We start from the raw sequence: 14,807 nt of genomic DNA on the forward strand, positions 1-14,807 counted from the left end.
ATGGATTTCGGTACAATTCATAGTATTTATACCGTTGTGCTCTTCGCTAGTTTTATTGGCATCGTATGGTGGGCATTTGGTAAGAAGCGTAAAGCACGCTTTGAGGAAGATGCTAACTTGGTGTTTGCTGACGAAGAACAAACGACCCCAAATAACCAAGGAGTGAAGAAGTAATGACTACATTCTGGAGTCTCTGGATTATCGTGATTACTGTCGGTACGCTAGTAGGCTGTGCGATCCTCCTGACTTGGTGCGCTAAAGACAAAATGGGCGTCGAGGAAGGGGAAGACATGGGCCACGAGTACGATGGTATTCGCGAGCTTAATAACCCTCTACCAAAATGGTGGACATACTTGTTTGTGAGCACGTTTGTGTTTGCTGCTGTATACCTGACCCTATTTCCAGGTCTAGGTAGCTTCAAAGGTGTCCTAAACTGGCAGAGTTCAGATCAAACTGTACGTACGTTGGAAGAGTCGAAAGAAGCCATCGCACGAGCACAAGAAAACAAGCAACTTAACCAATACGCTAAAGAGCTAGATGATGCTGATGCATACTTCGGTGAAGCATTCCGCGCACTTGCTCACAACGCAGATGGTCTACGCCTTATCCCTGAGATTGCGCAAGATCCTGAAGCAATTAAAGTTGGTCAACGTTTGTTCCTACAGAACTGTTCGCAATGTCATGGCTCTGATGCTCGTGGTCAAAAAGGCTTCCCTAACCTAACTGACGACGCATGGCTATACGGCGGTGAGCCAGCGGCTATCGTTACAACTATCATGCAAGGTCGTATCGGTCAGATGCCAGCGTGGAAAGATGCACTTGGTGAACAAGGTGTTCAAGAAGTCGTAAGCTACACGTTAAGCCTTTCTGGTCGTAAAGTGAACGCACGTGAAGCGGAAGCCGGCAAAGCTCGTTTCGTTGTGTGTGCAGCTTGTCACGGCACCGATGGTAAAGGTAACCCTGCTGTAGGTGCGCCAGACCTAACTGACCAAGATTGGTTATTCGGCGATTCACGCGCTGCAGTAACAGAAACAGTTATGAACGGTCGCTCTGGTGTAATGCCTGCTTGGAAGGACATCCTAGGCGAAGACAAAGTTCAACTTGTCGCGGCATACGTCTGGAGTTTAAGCAACTCTGACAATAAGTAACATTTCAATAACAGCCCCTTTCATAGGGGCTGTCTTTCCTTTAAATTTAAAGCCTTACATTTTTTCATTTAGCTGTTGAGAACTTTTTTATGGTAAAGCCTTGGTATAAACAATTTTGGCCGTGGTTCCTGATCATCCTGCCTTTAACCGTTGTGGTATGGACAATCGTTACAGTGGTCGTATTCGCCAACAACTCTGTTTCTTTGGTCGCCGAGGATTACTATAAAAAAGGCAAAGGTATCAACATCGACATCAGTAAAATGAATGTCGCTCGAGACCTTGGTCTTAATGCTACCGTTTCGTCAGATGACAACACAGTGGTTATCTCCTTCAACAAAGGAGAATTGCCACACTTCCCTGCACTAACCGCTACGTTCACGCACCGTACTCTACCAGATCGTGACTTTACTAAGCTTCTTACGGCTGATGCGACTGGCAATTATCGTTTAATGCCTGAAAGTTCCATTCAAGGCCCTTGGTTTGTCGAACTTGAACCACATAACAAAGAATGGATGATTCAAGGTCGAGTCGAGTTCCCAGCACAACCAACAACTTTGATGAAGTAAGTCTATGTGTAAATCCTGTTATCACTGTGGTGAAGATGTACCAGCCAACACGGATTTCAAAGTAGAAATATTGGGCGAAATTCGCGACATGTGTTGCCCGGGCTGTGAAACCGTGGCTCAAACGATTGTCGATAGTGGTCTTGTATCCTATTACCAATACCGTACTGCACCAGCAGAAAAGGCGGATCTAGTCCCTGAGCAACTCCAAGCCCTTATCCATTATGACAACGAGGACGTTCAGTCAGAATTTGTTCGCAACCATGAGAACACTTCTGAAGTCACGCTCTCGTTGGAGGGCGTCTCATGCGCCGCTTGTGCTTGGTTGATTGAAAAACAAGTGTCGGGTGTTAAAGGCCTAGCCTCCATTCGTGTAAACACCACGACTAACCGTGCTCTACTCGCTTGGGATAAAACTCAAGTTCGACTTAGTGAACTGCTGTCGGTCATTCATAAACTCGGTTACAAAGCCGCCCCTTTTGAAGCAGATAAACAAGAAGCGGCTTACCACCATACGATGAAGCAGTACCTGTATCGTTTGGGTATCGCAGGTCTTGCAACCATGCAAGTAATGATGCTGGCAGTCGCGCTGTATTTGGAAGTTTTTGGTGATTTAGAGCCCGAGTTTAAAAACTACTTCCGCTGGGTGAGCTTAATTTTTGCAACCCCTGTGCTCCTATATTCTGCGCTCCCTTTCTATCTCAATGCATGGCGAAGCATTAGGGGTCGAACGCTTGGTATGGATGTTCCGGTATCTATAGCATTGATCTTCGCTTATGTGGCAAGCTTAGTTGCAACAGTGACTGAACAAGGTGAAGTTTTCTTTGAATCTATCTCGATGTTTACCTTCTTCTTGTTGGTTGGCCGATTCTTAGAAATGCGGGCTCGACGCAAAGCAGCTGCAGCTAGTGGTAACCTTCTAAAACTCATCCCTGCGATTGCCACGACGTTAGACGGTGAACAAATCCCGGTGAAAACGTTAAAGATTGGCGATTGTATCCGCGTTCTTCCTGGCGAGCACATTCCTGCCGATGGCAAAGTAATTTCTGGTCGCATCCATATCGACGAGTCCATGCTTACTGGTGAGTCGGTTCACGTGGTTAAGAAAGCCGGAGATGCGGTTTACGCTGGCACACTAAATGGTGAAGAGTCGTTTGAGTTAGAAGTGACGAACTCGAAAGCAGACTCTATGATTTCTAACATTGTTCGTCTTCAAGACGAAGCCCAGCACTCCAAGCCTAAGATTGCTGAAATCGCTGACGTCGTGGCACGTTATTTCGTAGGCGCGATATTAATCATTTCCGCAGGCACTTGGTTCTATTGGCATCAGACTAAACCTGATGATGCGTTCTGGATTATGCTGTCTGTCTTAGTAGCCACTTGCCCATGTGCCCTATCTTTGGCAACCCCAACCGCGCTAACTTGCGCTACCTCTCGTATGGGCAACTTTGGTATTTTGCTGCGTAAAGGTCATGTATTCGAAACGCTATGTAAGATTAATCATCTTGTCGTGGATAAGACAGGTACCTTGACCAAAGGCGACATAGAAATTAGTCAAACCCAGACCTTCGCTGGCTTCAATGAAACTGAAGCACTTGCGATTGCATCGGCACTTGAAGCGCACGCAAACCACCCGATTGCTCGCGCATTCTCAGGGTTTGGTCAAGAAGACGTTACCGTGAGCGATGTTCAAAACATCATTGGTTCTGGTATTCAAGGTGTATGGAACAACAAGGCGGTAAAAATTGGTAGTGCCACCTTCGTAGTTGGTGAAAACCGAGATGAGAGTAACGCTGTATATCTTTCTGTAGCCGAAGAGCACGTTGCAACCTTCTATTACCGCGACCCTATTCGTAAAGAGAGTAAAGCCTTCATTCAACGCTTTGCAGACGCCGGCATCAAAACAACCTTGTTGACAGGCGACTCACTTCAAAATGCGCAGCCTGTTGCGAATGAAATGGGTATTGACCATGTGATCGCATCGGCAAAACCAGAAGACAAACTCGCGTATCTTAAAGGGCTAGATCAAAACGACATAACCATGATGGTTGGTGATGGTATCAATGATGCACCAACGCTTGCTGGAGCTCACCTATCCGTTGCGATGGGTGGTGGTACCGATGTAGCTAAAGCCTCTGCAGATATGACGCTTCTTGGCGACAACTTAGAGAAGCTTTTAGAGGCTAGATTGCTTGCAATACGTACAAGAAAGATAATCCGAGAAAACTTGGCTTGGTCTTTGGGCTACAACCTGCTAATTTTGCCACTGGCAGTTGCAGGCTTGGTCGCTCCATACGTTGCTGTTGTGGGTATGTCAGCAAGCTCTATTATTGTTGTATCCAACTCGTTGCGACTGCTTAAAGAGAAGTAAGTGAGAGATCAAACATGGAAAGTCTTTACATATTAATCCCTATCGCCATTGTATTGGTCTGTGTCGCCGTTGCCATCTTCCTTTGGGCTGTTCGTAGTGATCAGTTTGAAGACCTAGAGCGACAAGGTCACAACATTCTTCTTGATGAAGACGAAAAACCAAATAACAAAAAACAATAGCGTTACTCTATGAGTCCAGATTTTATTGGCGCGTTTATGATCGGTCTCGTTGGGGCCGGTCATTGTATGGGAATGTGTGGCGGTATCGCCTCGTTACTCTCCATGGGTGCACCGAACAACAAACCATCTTCTTCTATTCCTCTTTTCTATAACTTTGGCAGGCTTTCCAGCTACGCTTTGATTGGCGCTATTGTTGGTGGTGCTATATCAGGCCTTTCAGAATTGAGCGGTTTAACCCAATCTCTCGCTTGGCTTCGATTTGTCGCTGCAATTTTCATGATCTTAGTTGCGCTCTACATTGCCAAATGGTGGCAAGGACTGCTTGTTGTTGAAAAAGCAGGTCAGTATATCTGGAAGTTTATCTCTCCTGCAGGCAAGCGCCTGTTGCCGCTAAAACATCCGACGCACGCATTCCCATTTGGTTTCATTTGGGGATGGTTACCATGTGGCTTAGTTTACTCAGCACTCACATGGTCTGCTGTTTCAGGGAGTGCATTGAACGGTGGATTAATTATGTTGGCGTTTGGTTTGGGTACTCTGCCCTCGATGCTCGCGATCGGATACGGTGCCACTCATTTTCAGAAACTGCAAAAGTCGTTAATATTTAGAAACATCTCAGCATTAATCCTCATAACTTATGGCGTGTATACTGCCGCCGGAGCTATGCGAATGCTTGGTTTCATATAATATGAAAGTCGTTTTCGATAATTTTTTTGCTACCCTTTAGAAGTAAGCAGTGATAAAATATTGATGTATATCAAATAGTGAAAGGTTGTTATGATTTCTGAAAAACCTGCAACAAAGCGTATCCAATCAGGCGGTTGCGCGATTCATTGCCAAGATTGTAGCATTAGCCAACTGTGTATTCCGTTTACTCTTAACGAGTCTGAATTGGATCAGTTGGATCAAATCATCGAGCGTAAAAAGCCAATCCAAAAAGGCCAAGAGCTTTTTAAAGCAGGTGATGAGCTAAAATCTCTGTACGCTATCCGCTCTGGTACTATCAAGAGCTACACCATTACAGAACAAGGCGATGAGCAAATCACTGCGTTTCACTTAGCGGGTGACCTTGTAGGTTTTGACGCAATCACAGGCGATCTACACCCTAGCTTTGCTCAAGCACTTGAAACATCAATGGTATGTGAGATTCCTTACGAAATCCTTGATGACCTATCAGGAAAAATGCCTAAACTTCGCCAACAGATCATGCGTCTGATGAGTAACGAAATTAAAGGCGACCAAGAGATGATCCTTCTGCTTTCTAAAAAGAATGCTGAAGAGCGTCTTGCGGCTTTCCTATACAACCTATCGACACGTTTCTCTCAACGTGGCTTTAGCCCAAGAGAATTCCGTCTAACCATGACTCGTGGTGACATCGGTAACTACCTTGGCTTGACAGTTGAGACCATCAGTCGCCTACTTGGCCGCTTCCAGAAATCTGAAATTCTGAGCGTAAAAGGTAAGTACATCACCATCTTAGACCATGATGCATTGATGGAACTTGCTGGCGTCAGCAAAGACTAATTTGCCCTATCAATTGATGTAGCTCGAAAATGAGCTACATCATATTTCTTCTAAAATCCCTTCGAAAGTCCTCAAATTCTTCCTCAAACTGAGCTACAGTAAAAATGTACCTTGTGTACTCCAATATACTGATTTACCTTATATTCGGTATTTGGTTTTACAATAATAAGTGGGCTTAGATATGAGTATATACAGTAAGATCCTTGTTGTTGCTGACATCAATAATGATGAGCAGCCAGCACTTGCAAGAGCAGTTCAACTCGCTCGAAAAAGTGTATCCAGAAGCCGAATCACTTTCTTTCTGTCAATCTACGATTTTTCGTATGACATGACCTCAATGCTGTCGGTCGATGAAAGAGATGCTATGCGTCGCGGTGTTATCCACCAACGTGAACAATGGATGCGTAAGATAGCCCAACCGTATTTAGACGATAGCTTCGACTTTGATGTTTGTGTTGTTTGGCATAATCGCCCTTATGAAGCGATCATTGCTGAAGTCTTTGCTGGCGGTCACGACATTGTTATTAAGGGAACGCGTAAACACGATGTTCTAGAATCCGTCATTTTCACTCCTACAGATTGGCATTTGTTGCGTAAGTGCCCTATCCCTGTGCTTCTAATTAAGAACTCCGATTGGCCAGAGCACGCGAAGATTCTCGCGTCTGTTCATGTTGGTTCGGAAAACCCAACGCACATTGATTTGAACGACTCAATGGTCGAGCGCCTTAAAGAAATCACCAATCGTCTCGATGCTGAACCGTATCTCGTTAATGCCTATCCGGTTACTCCGGCGAATATTACGATTGAATTGCCTGAGTTTGACCCAACAACTTACACAGATGCAGTTCGCGGGCACCACCTAACAGCAATGAAAGCACTTCGCCAAAAGCACGGTTTGGATGAAGAGCAAACAATCGTTGAACAAGGTCTACCAGAAGACATTATCCCTGCAACGGCAGAAAAGCTAAATGCAGCAATGGTTATTCTTGGCACGACTGGTCGTACGGGGCTTTCTGCGGTGTTTATTGGTAACACAGCGGAGCATGTGATTGATAAAATCAATTGCGACGTACTGGCATTAAAACCAAACGGTTACATCAGTCCGCTTGATCCGAATACAGCGACATAACAGCGCTTGTTTTTGAAATAATATAGAAATGAAAATCCCCCAATTGTTGGGGGATTTTTTTATTCTGTTCACGGCCCTAAGCACGCAAATTAAAAAGGAGGCTAATTTAGCCTCCTTTTTTCGAATTAGATGTTGGTTACATCGATAAACATTGATTCGTCGATGTTGGTCGAAGAAACTACGGCTTCACTGAATTCGTATTCTTCGCGATTTCCTTCACGGTCCAGTGGAAGGTTTTCAAAGTCGAACAATTCACGGTCAGCAAGCTGGCTTGGGCTTACGTTCTGGATTGACTTGAAGATAGCTTCTACGCGACCAGGTGTTTTCTTATCCCAATCGATCAACATTGCTTTAATCGATTGACGTTGAAGGTTCTCTTGAGAGCCACACAGGTTACAAGGAATGATTGGGAACTCTTTGTGCTCTGCGTATTTGATCAGGTCTTTCTCACGACAGTAAGTCAACGGACGAATTACAACGTTACGGCCGTCGTCTGAACGAAGCTTTGGAGGCATCGCTTTAAGGCGTGAGCCATGGAACATGTTCAAGAACATAGTCTCAACAATGTCGTCCATGTGGTGACCAAGTGCTAGTTTGGTCGCACCGATCTTCTCAGCGAAAGAGTAAAGCGTGCCGCGGCGAAGACGCGAACACAGGCCACAAGTCGTTTTGCCTTCTGGCACTTTTTCTTTAACCACTGAGTAAGTGTCCTTGTCTACGATGTAGTAAGGAATGTTCAGTGTTTCAAAGTAATCTGGAAGAATGTGCTCAGGGAAACCTGGCTGTTTCTGGTCAAGGTTAACCGCAACCACTTCAAACTTGATTGGTGCTGCCTTTTGTAGATTCAACAGGATATCAAGCATCGCAAATGAATCTTTACCACCACTAATACATGCCATCACAACATCGCCTTCTTCGATCATGTTGTAATCAGTAATGGCATTTCCAACATTTCTTCTTAGACGCTTCTGAAGCTTGTTGAATTCTAGGGTTTCTTTTCTTGTATCTACTTGGTTCATTGCGGGCTCTCACATCGCCGATAAATCGACTAGGGCTTCCTAACATGGGTTTCTATGGGGCGTGGATTATACGAGCTTTTTACGCAGGATTAAATGTTTGTGTGACCGAGTCGTCAATAAATGCACTCTAAAACAGCGCGATGGGCAATAAAAATAACAAAGAGCCGCAATTGCAGCTCTTCAAAAATCAAATCACGATTATTTTTTCGCGTTTGGCAGATAAGGTAGGACACGAGTCGTTGGCTGAGGCAAAGTCATATAACCTCCAACCCCAATGTCACTCAAAGCCACCTGGACTTTACCATTCACAATGGCTTTTTCTGTGCCATCGGAGAATGTGATAGTGTCATTCAAGTCATCCGCAAATTCCATGGTCACACCTTGTACCTCTGGAGTGAACCAACCAGCAAACATACCGCCTAAATCTTCAAGTAACGCCTGCATTTGTGGCATCAAAGGCGTAAGTTGCTCGTAAGATACGTTACCCTGTAATGGCTCTTTGGTCATCACAACTAAAGAGTAATCACATCGTGTGTCTTTCGGCGTTTGGACGAAGACAAGTGGGTTCGCAGACTTCAAGTTCTTGTCGATCGGAATGGGAAGCTCTTTAGAAGCTGGAATCACAAACTCTTCGTAATGCTCTTCTTTTTCCATCCATGCTTTTTCTATCTCACACAGTTGCTTAGTATCTGCATCGACAAAAAAGACACCGACTTTAACGTCGTCATGTCCTTCTTTCGCATTGTTCTTCAATTGTGTGTAGAGCTTAGAGTACGTAAACATGTATTCTTGCGCGTGAGTTGCAGGCGATGCTAAGACCAGTACCGCACTGCCTAGTAAACTTAGGCTTAACTTCTTCATCCGATCTGTTATTTCTTCTATTGTGTCCAGTAAGCGTTATTGTGACGAATCATCGCACGTAAGTCATTAACGTAAGCGATGCCACGTTCGGAATACGCAAGCAAACCATGAGTTAGCTCCGATGCCGTCGCCACAGATAACAAATCCTTGTGTTTCCTTGCTAAGTTAGCGCGAATGTCGCGTAAATCAGCGTAAGCACGGTTGCGATTCACATTCATAAAGTAGCCGTGCACCGACTCTTGTATTGTGTCGAATTTTTCTACTTCATGCGTTTTTCCTGCCCCACGATGTGCCGGGACAATTCCGCAGCCCTTCTTATAACACCATTGGCCAAACAAGTTGTTTGCTTGAGTGGCAAAACGAGAGGTTCCCCACGCAGATTCATTGGCGGCTTGGGTTAAAACCAACGCCTCAGGTAACACGTTGACGCGCTTGAACATTTCATCTAGCCAAGCTTGTGTCACTGTACCTTCTTGCAATGGGTAAGAGTAAAGCGAAGCCAAGCGTTCAGCGTAAGAGGTTTGCTCAGCGCTCACCTCGCCGATTTTTAAAGACGTTAGGAATGCACGCTCCTTCTCGATTCGTTGATTTTCTAACGCTATTTTCGGTCGAAGGAAGTCGAAGAACGCTGTCTTCTTATCTTTCGTGTCCTTAATCGAGTTGAAATCAGGAATGTCACCAATATAAGGGAGGTTAGACAAGTCTGGGTGTGTTACTGGGCCGTGAACTACCTGCGAGTCAATCGCATTGCGATATTCGCGGTCGTAGTGCAAATATGGTCCTACAGAAACAAAAGTGGCGGCTATTGTGATAGCCGCCACTCGTAAACTCATTGATTTTAAAGATTTAGGCATCAAACACCTGAGAGTTACCATCGTGATCGTTATCATTTTGCTGTGTCGCTACGATCTTTAACTTAATACCAAACATTTCGCGGTACAGGATTCCCTTCAAATGGAAGAAGAACGGTAGCACGAAGATCAAGCCAATTCCGTAGAACATTGCAGCAACAATAAACATCAACATCACGCCTAAGTAAAGCCCTGCGACCACAAAAAGCTTCTTGTTGATTGCACGAAGTGACAAGAGAAGTGACTGCATTGGCGGCACTCTTTTCTCACAAATCAATAAGATAGAATGACTAAACGCTAAAGAAAGGTACAGAGACAGCAATGGGAAAATCATTCCCGCTACACCCTGCATCATCAAGCTAAACAGCGTTGCTAGAATAACTGGTACCGTAAACTGAAGGCCTTTGCCCACATGACGGATCTTGGTTCGTAACCCAGCAACGTGGCTCATCGCCATTAAGCTGATACCAGCATAAATCGGCGCGCTGATCACTTCGTAACTAAAGTTAGCCACATAAATAGCGGAAACGATGTCAGTGGTGAAAGATTCTGGGTCTTGAATAGCATCAAGGATTACGGCTGGATCACCCAGTTGAAGTTGCAGTGCGATATAGAAGATACCCAACTGTACGAAAAGCAAAAGGATAATCGCAGGTGAGAAGGACAAAAACTGTTGAATGGTGGTGCGCCAAGCTTCACTAAAAACGGCTGCTGCTTTTAGTTCATACTTGCCAGAAAGAGCTCGCTCTACACTCCCTCCAAGATTGAAATCTTTCTCAAAATCGTTGTTCATATTTAATCCAAGGCTAACTTGTAAGATTTTTTCTGGAAAACCAGTTAATTAATAAGGGCGTCATTATAAAGAAATCTTTCCACGTCTAAAATCATAAGTCGGCCTCAATACTTGCAAAATCTGCTATTTGGTCGATAATTAACCACTCGCAAATCCATGAAATTGAAAACATTTGCTGAAGAAATTAATGCCTTGCTTATGTATAGCGGAAAATTGAATACCCCCATAAAAACAGTATGGTAAGGAATGTTTACTTTTTCCTGCAAAATTTTTTCTGTTTCAAGATAAGAAAATGCTTTGATTTCACAATTTTGGTGATTATGATGCGCGCCTCAAAAGTGAATGACTAATGTCACATCAATTGGTCGAAACCCAATTTGAACGTGGGAGAAATACAGACGTTGAACGCTAAACAGCAAGCAGGAAAGCCAGTAGTTCGTCTATCTGGTATTAGCAAAAGTTTCGATGGCAAGGAAATCATCGGTAATTTAAATCTGGATGTTAATCATGGTGAGTTTCTGACGATTCTTGGTCCTTCTGGTTGTGGTAAAACAACAGTTTTACGCATGATCGCGGGCTTTGAGACGGCAGATAACGGTCAAATCGTATTAGATGACCAAGATGTAACACAGGTTCCTGCAGAGCAAAGGCACGTCAACACGGTATTTCAGAGTTACGCACTCTTCCCTCATATGACCGTATTTGAAAACGTTGCTTTTGGTCTTCGCATGCAGAAAACACCTGCTGCAGAGATCGAGCCACGAGTTATGGATGCGCTACGCATGGTTCGCCTAGAAAAAATGGCACAGCGTAAGCCTCACCAACTTTCTGGTGGTCAGCAACAACGTATCGCCATTGCGCGTGCGGTTGTGAACAAGCCAAAAGTACTGCTGCTAGATGAATCTCTATCTGCACTTGATTACAAACTACGTAAGCAAATGCAAATCGAGCTTAAACAGCTACAGCGTCAACTTGGTATTACCTTTATCTTCGTTACGCACGATCAGGAAGAAGCCCTATCGATGTCTGACCGTATTATTGTTATGCGCGACGGTGTTATCGAACAAGATGGCTCTCCACGTGAGATCTACGAAGAACCTAAGAACCTATTTGTTGCTCGCTTTATCGGTGAGATCAACGTATTCAACGCAACCATGCTAGATCGTATCGACGAGAAACGTATTCGTGCAGAGATTGAAGGTGTTGAATCCGTTGTTTACTACGATCAAGAAGCACAAGCCGGTGACAAACTACAAGTACTACTTCGCCCAGAAGACTTACGAATCGAAGAGATCAAAGAGTCTGAAGAAAAAGGCATCGTAGGTCACGTAACTGAGCGTACCTATAAAGGTATGACGCTTGATTCTGTTATCCAGTTGGATTCAGGCATGCGCGTGATGGTAAGCGAATTCTTTAACGAAGATGATCCAGATGTGGACCACTCTCTCGGCCAGAAAGTCGCTATTACTTGGGTTGAGAGCTGGGAGGTAGTACTAAATGATAAGCAAGAAGCTTAATCTTCAGAACGCGATCATTACCCTAATCGTTGGTTGGTTAACACTGTTTGTGTTAGTACCAAACCTAATGATTATCGGTACAAGTTTCTTGACGCGTGATGAAGCGAACCTCATTGAATTAACGTTTACATTCGACAACTATCTTCGCCTACTCGATCCTTTGTACGCAAAGGTGCTGATGCACTCTTTTTACATGGCGATCATCGCAACTTTGTTGTGTTTGGTGATTGGTTATCCATTTGCTTACATCGTAGCGAAAATGCCTGAAAAATGGCGTCCGTTCATGTTGTTCTTGGTGATTGTACCGTTCTGGACTAACTCTCTTATCCGTACTTACGGCTTAAAGATTGTTCTAGGTACTCAAGGCATTTTGAACAAGTCGTTGATGGCAATGGAAATCATCGATAAGCCGATGCGTTTAATGTATACCGAAACAGCAGTAATGATTGGTCTTGTGTACATCTTGCTTCCATTTATGATTTTGCCGCTTTACTCGGCAATCGAGAAGTTAGACAACACATACATCGAGGCAGCAAAAGACCTTGGTGCGAACAAGTTTCAAACCATTACACGCGTTATTCTACCTCTGACAATGCCTGGCATTATCGGTGGCTGTTTGTTGGTTCTGTTACCTGCACTAGGTATGTTCTACATCTCTGACCTTCTTGGCGGTGCGAAGAACCTACTGATCGGTAACGTCATTAAGAGCCAAGTATTGAACGCTCGTGACTGGCCATTTGGTGCAGCGACCAGTATCGCCCTCACCTTCGCAATGGCTGTGATGCTTTACGCTTACTACAGAGCAGGCAAACTATTGAATAAGAAAGTGGAGCTAGACTAATGGGACGCACAGTTAGATTTAGCTTTATGGCGCTGGTGTATGCATTTTTGTATCTGCCAATCATCGTCTTAATTGTTAACTCATTTAATGCCAACAAATTTGGTATGAAATGGGGCGGTTTCACCACGAAATGGTACGAAACTTTAGTAAATAACGACAGCCTAATGCAGGCTGCATGGCACTCATTGAACGTAGCGGTATTTTCAGCGACAGCAGCAACCATTATTGGTAGCTTGACGGCTGTTGCTCTATTCCGTTACTCGTTCAAAGGTAAAGGCGCGGTAAACGGCATGCTGTTTGTCGTAATGATGTCTCCTGATATTGTAATGGCGATTTCATTACTTGCTCTGTTCCTTGTATTGGGCGTACAGCTTGGCTTCTTTACTCTATTGATTGCTCACATCACCTTCTGTCTACCGTTCGTTGTGGTAACAGTGTACAGCCGCTTAAATGGCTTTGATGTGAAAATGTTGGAAGTTGCAAAAGACCTTGGTGCAAGCGAATGGGTTATCTTGAAACAGATCATCCTTCCTCTTGCTAAACCAGCGGTTGCTGCAGGTTGGCTACTGAGCTTTACTCTGTCTCTGGACGACGTAATTATCAGCTCGTTCGTAACAGGTCCAACATACGAAATCTTGCCATTGAAAATTTACTCAATGGTTAAGGTGGGCATTTCACCGGAAGTGAACGCCCTAGCAACGGTGATGTTGATTGTTTCTTTGGTCTTGGTAGTAATTTCTCAGTTGCTAGCAAGAGAAAAAGTGAAGTAGAATCCGCTCCCGTTAACATCACGAAACAGAATGGTTACATGCCATTCTGTTTTTCTATCTATCGTCCAAAATTGGACAACGTTTGGTTTGGAGCTAACGTCAATGAAAAAATGGGCTACTCTATTAGCTGGTAGTGCATGTGCGCTTTCTCTGTTCTCTGGTACAGCGGCAGCGGATGATAAAGAATTAGTATTTATGAACTGGGGTCCTTACATCAACAGTAATATCCTAGAGCAATTTACTAAAGAAACTGGCATCAAAGTGATCTACTCGACTTACGAGTCGAACGAAACTTTGTATGCAAAGCTAAAAACTCATAACCAAGGTTATGATCTAGTAGTACCTTCAACGTACTTCGTAGCGAAGATGCGTGACGAAGGCATGCTACAAAAGATCGATAAGACTAAGCTGAAAAACTTCGGCAACCTAGATAAAAACTACCTAGACAAGCCTTACGATCCAAATAACGACTACTCTATTCCACACGTTGTTGCGATTACAGGTCTAGCGGTTAACGCAGATATGTACGATCCAAACGACTTCCAAAGCTGGGCTGACCTATGGAAGCCTGAACTTGAAGGTCAAGTAATGCTGATGGACGACACTCGTGAAGTGTTCCACATTGCACTACGCAAACTGGGTTACTCAGGTAACTCTACGGATCCAAAACAAATCGATGAAGCGTACGCAGAGCTACAAAAGCTAATGCCTAACGTTCTAGTATTTAACTCTGACAACCCAGGCGCACCATACATGTCTGGCGAAGTTGGCGTTGGTATGCTTTGGAACGGTAGCGCAGCAGCCGCTCAAAACGAAGGCATGAACCTGAAACTTGTATTCCCTAAAGAAGGCGGTATCGGTTGGGTAGATAACTTCGCAATCTCTTCTGGTGCGAAGAACGTTGAAGCGGCTCACAAGATGATCGACTTCCTACTACGTCCAGAAATCGCAGAGCAGATCTCAGCGGATACGGGTTATCTAACGGCGGTTGCAGAATCTAACGCTAAATTCAAAGACGTTGCACCACTGTTCCCTTCTCAAGAAGACCTTGACCGCGTTGAATGGCAAGACTCTGTTGGCGACATGACAGTGAAGTACGAAGACTACTTCCTGAAGCTAAAAGCGGGTCAATAATCTGATCTTGCTTAATAAGCCATCTACTAAATGAAAATAGGCAGCAATACGCTGCCTATTTTTGTAATTGACTGATATAATTGTATGTTGCTAGGTTTATTTGACTC

Annotated in this window: 16 protein-coding genes; 12 read left to right on the forward strand and 4 right to left on the reverse strand. The window is 44.3% G+C overall.

Features of this window, described 5'->3' with window-relative positions; all coding sequences use genetic code 11:
• From H735_RS15685 to uspE, 8 genes are all read left to right on the forward strand, one after another.
• Positions 1 to 174 (forward strand): cbb3-type cytochrome oxidase subunit 3, encoded by a 174-nt coding sequence (locus H735_RS15685; protein WP_005429887.1) that lies wholly within the window; start codon positions 1 to 3, stop codon positions 172 to 174.
• On the forward strand, positions 174 to 1,148 hold the full coding sequence (ccoP, locus tag H735_RS15690) for a cytochrome-c oxidase, cbb3-type subunit III (RefSeq protein ID WP_020197419.1): 975 nt from the start codon (positions 174 to 176) through the stop codon (positions 1,146 to 1,148). Before H735_RS15685 ends, ccoP begins: the two co-directional genes overlap by 1 nt.
• An 89-nt stretch (positions 1,149 to 1,237) precedes the next feature.
• On the forward strand, positions 1,238 to 1,714 hold the full coding sequence (locus tag H735_RS15695) for a FixH family protein (RefSeq protein ID WP_020197418.1): 477 nt from the start codon (positions 1,238 to 1,240) through the stop codon (positions 1,712 to 1,714).
• A gap of 4 nt (positions 1,715 to 1,718) precedes the next feature.
• Positions 1,719 to 4,082, forward strand: a complete 2,364-nt coding sequence (locus H735_RS15700; protein WP_020197417.1) for a heavy metal translocating P-type ATPase — start codon at positions 1,719 to 1,721, stop codon at positions 4,080 to 4,082.
• Between the two features lie 14 nt (positions 4,083 to 4,096).
• Positions 4,097 to 4,261, forward strand: coding sequence for a cbb3-type cytochrome oxidase assembly protein CcoS (ccoS, locus tag H735_RS15705; RefSeq protein ID WP_005429857.1), 165 nt, complete (start codon positions 4,097 to 4,099; stop codon positions 4,259 to 4,261).
• A 9-nt stretch (positions 4,262 to 4,270) separates the two neighbouring features.
• Positions 4,271 to 4,948 carry a sulfite exporter TauE/SafE family protein gene (locus H735_RS15710; RefSeq protein WP_020197416.1) on the forward strand — a complete coding sequence of 226 codons (678 nt, stop codon included), beginning with the start codon at positions 4,271 to 4,273 and terminating at the stop codon, positions 4,946 to 4,948.
• 90 nt (positions 4,949 to 5,038) lie between these two features.
• Complete coding sequence (locus tag H735_RS15715) at positions 5,039 to 5,785, forward strand: FNR family transcription factor (protein WP_005429849.1); 747 nt, start codon at positions 5,039 to 5,041, stop codon at positions 5,783 to 5,785.
• Positions 5,786 to 5,966: 181 nt separating this feature from the next.
• Positions 5,967 to 6,914 carry a universal stress protein UspE gene (gene uspE, locus H735_RS15720; RefSeq protein ID WP_005441604.1) on the forward strand — a complete coding sequence of 316 codons (948 nt, stop codon included), beginning with the start codon at positions 5,967 to 5,969 and terminating at the stop codon, positions 6,912 to 6,914.
• Between the two features lie 125 nt (positions 6,915 to 7,039).
• Here the strand turns inward: uspE and ttcA are convergent, their stop codons facing one another.
• The 4 genes from ttcA to H735_RS15740 all read right to left on the reverse strand — a co-directional run bounded on the left by ttcA (position 7,040) and on the right by H735_RS15740 (position 10,438).
• Positions 7,040 to 7,933 carry a tRNA 2-thiocytidine(32) synthetase TtcA gene (gene ttcA, locus H735_RS15725; RefSeq protein ID WP_005441601.1) on the reverse strand — a complete coding sequence of 298 codons (894 nt, stop codon included), beginning with the start codon at positions 7,931 to 7,933 and terminating at the stop codon, positions 7,040 to 7,042.
• Between the two features lie 198 nt (positions 7,934 to 8,131).
• Positions 8,132 to 8,794 (reverse strand): DUF2987 domain-containing protein, encoded by a 663-nt coding sequence (locus H735_RS15730; protein ID WP_020197415.1) that lies wholly within the window; start codon positions 8,792 to 8,794, stop codon positions 8,132 to 8,134.
• Between the two features lie 17 nt (positions 8,795 to 8,811).
• Complete coding sequence (locus H735_RS15735) at positions 8,812 to 9,648, reverse strand: glucosaminidase domain-containing protein (RefSeq protein WP_027726808.1); 837 nt, start codon at positions 9,646 to 9,648, stop codon at positions 8,812 to 8,814.
• On the reverse strand, positions 9,641 to 10,438 hold the full coding sequence (locus H735_RS15740; protein WP_020197413.1) for a DUF2189 domain-containing protein: 798 nt from the start codon (positions 10,436 to 10,438) through the stop codon (positions 9,641 to 9,643). The genes H735_RS15735 and H735_RS15740 overlap by 8 nt, the downstream gene beginning before the upstream one ends.
• 401 nt (positions 10,439 to 10,839) lie before the next feature.
• Between H735_RS15740 and potA the strand changes: the two genes are divergently transcribed.
• The 4 genes from potA (at position 10,840) to H735_RS15760 (ending at position 14,700) form a co-directional block, all read left to right on the forward strand.
• Positions 10,840 to 11,955 carry a spermidine/putrescine ABC transporter ATP-binding protein PotA gene (gene potA / locus H735_RS15745; RefSeq protein WP_009706100.1) on the forward strand — a complete coding sequence of 372 codons (1,116 nt, stop codon included), beginning with the start codon at positions 10,840 to 10,842 and terminating at the stop codon, positions 11,953 to 11,955.
• A complete protein-coding gene (gene potB / locus H735_RS15750; RefSeq protein ID WP_005441590.1) occupies positions 11,936 to 12,796 on the forward strand; it encodes a spermidine/putrescine ABC transporter permease PotB in 861 nt (286 codons plus the stop codon). The genes potA and potB overlap by 20 nt, the downstream gene beginning before the upstream one ends.
• Positions 12,796 to 13,566 (forward strand): spermidine/putrescine ABC transporter permease PotC, encoded by a 771-nt coding sequence (potC, locus tag H735_RS15755; RefSeq protein WP_020197412.1) that lies wholly within the window; start codon positions 12,796 to 12,798, stop codon positions 13,564 to 13,566. Before potB ends, potC begins: the two co-directional genes overlap by 1 nt.
• 102 nt (positions 13,567 to 13,668) lie before the next feature.
• Positions 13,669 to 14,700, forward strand: a complete 1,032-nt coding sequence (locus H735_RS15760) for an extracellular solute-binding protein (RefSeq protein WP_009706099.1) — start codon at positions 13,669 to 13,671, stop codon at positions 14,698 to 14,700.
• Positions 14,701 to 14,807 lie beyond the last annotated feature (107 nt).

This window comes from Vibrio owensii CAIM 1854 = LMG 25443 (assembly GCF_000817815.1).
Classification (GTDB): Bacteria; Pseudomonadota; Gammaproteobacteria; order Enterobacterales; family Vibrionaceae; genus Vibrio; species Vibrio owensii.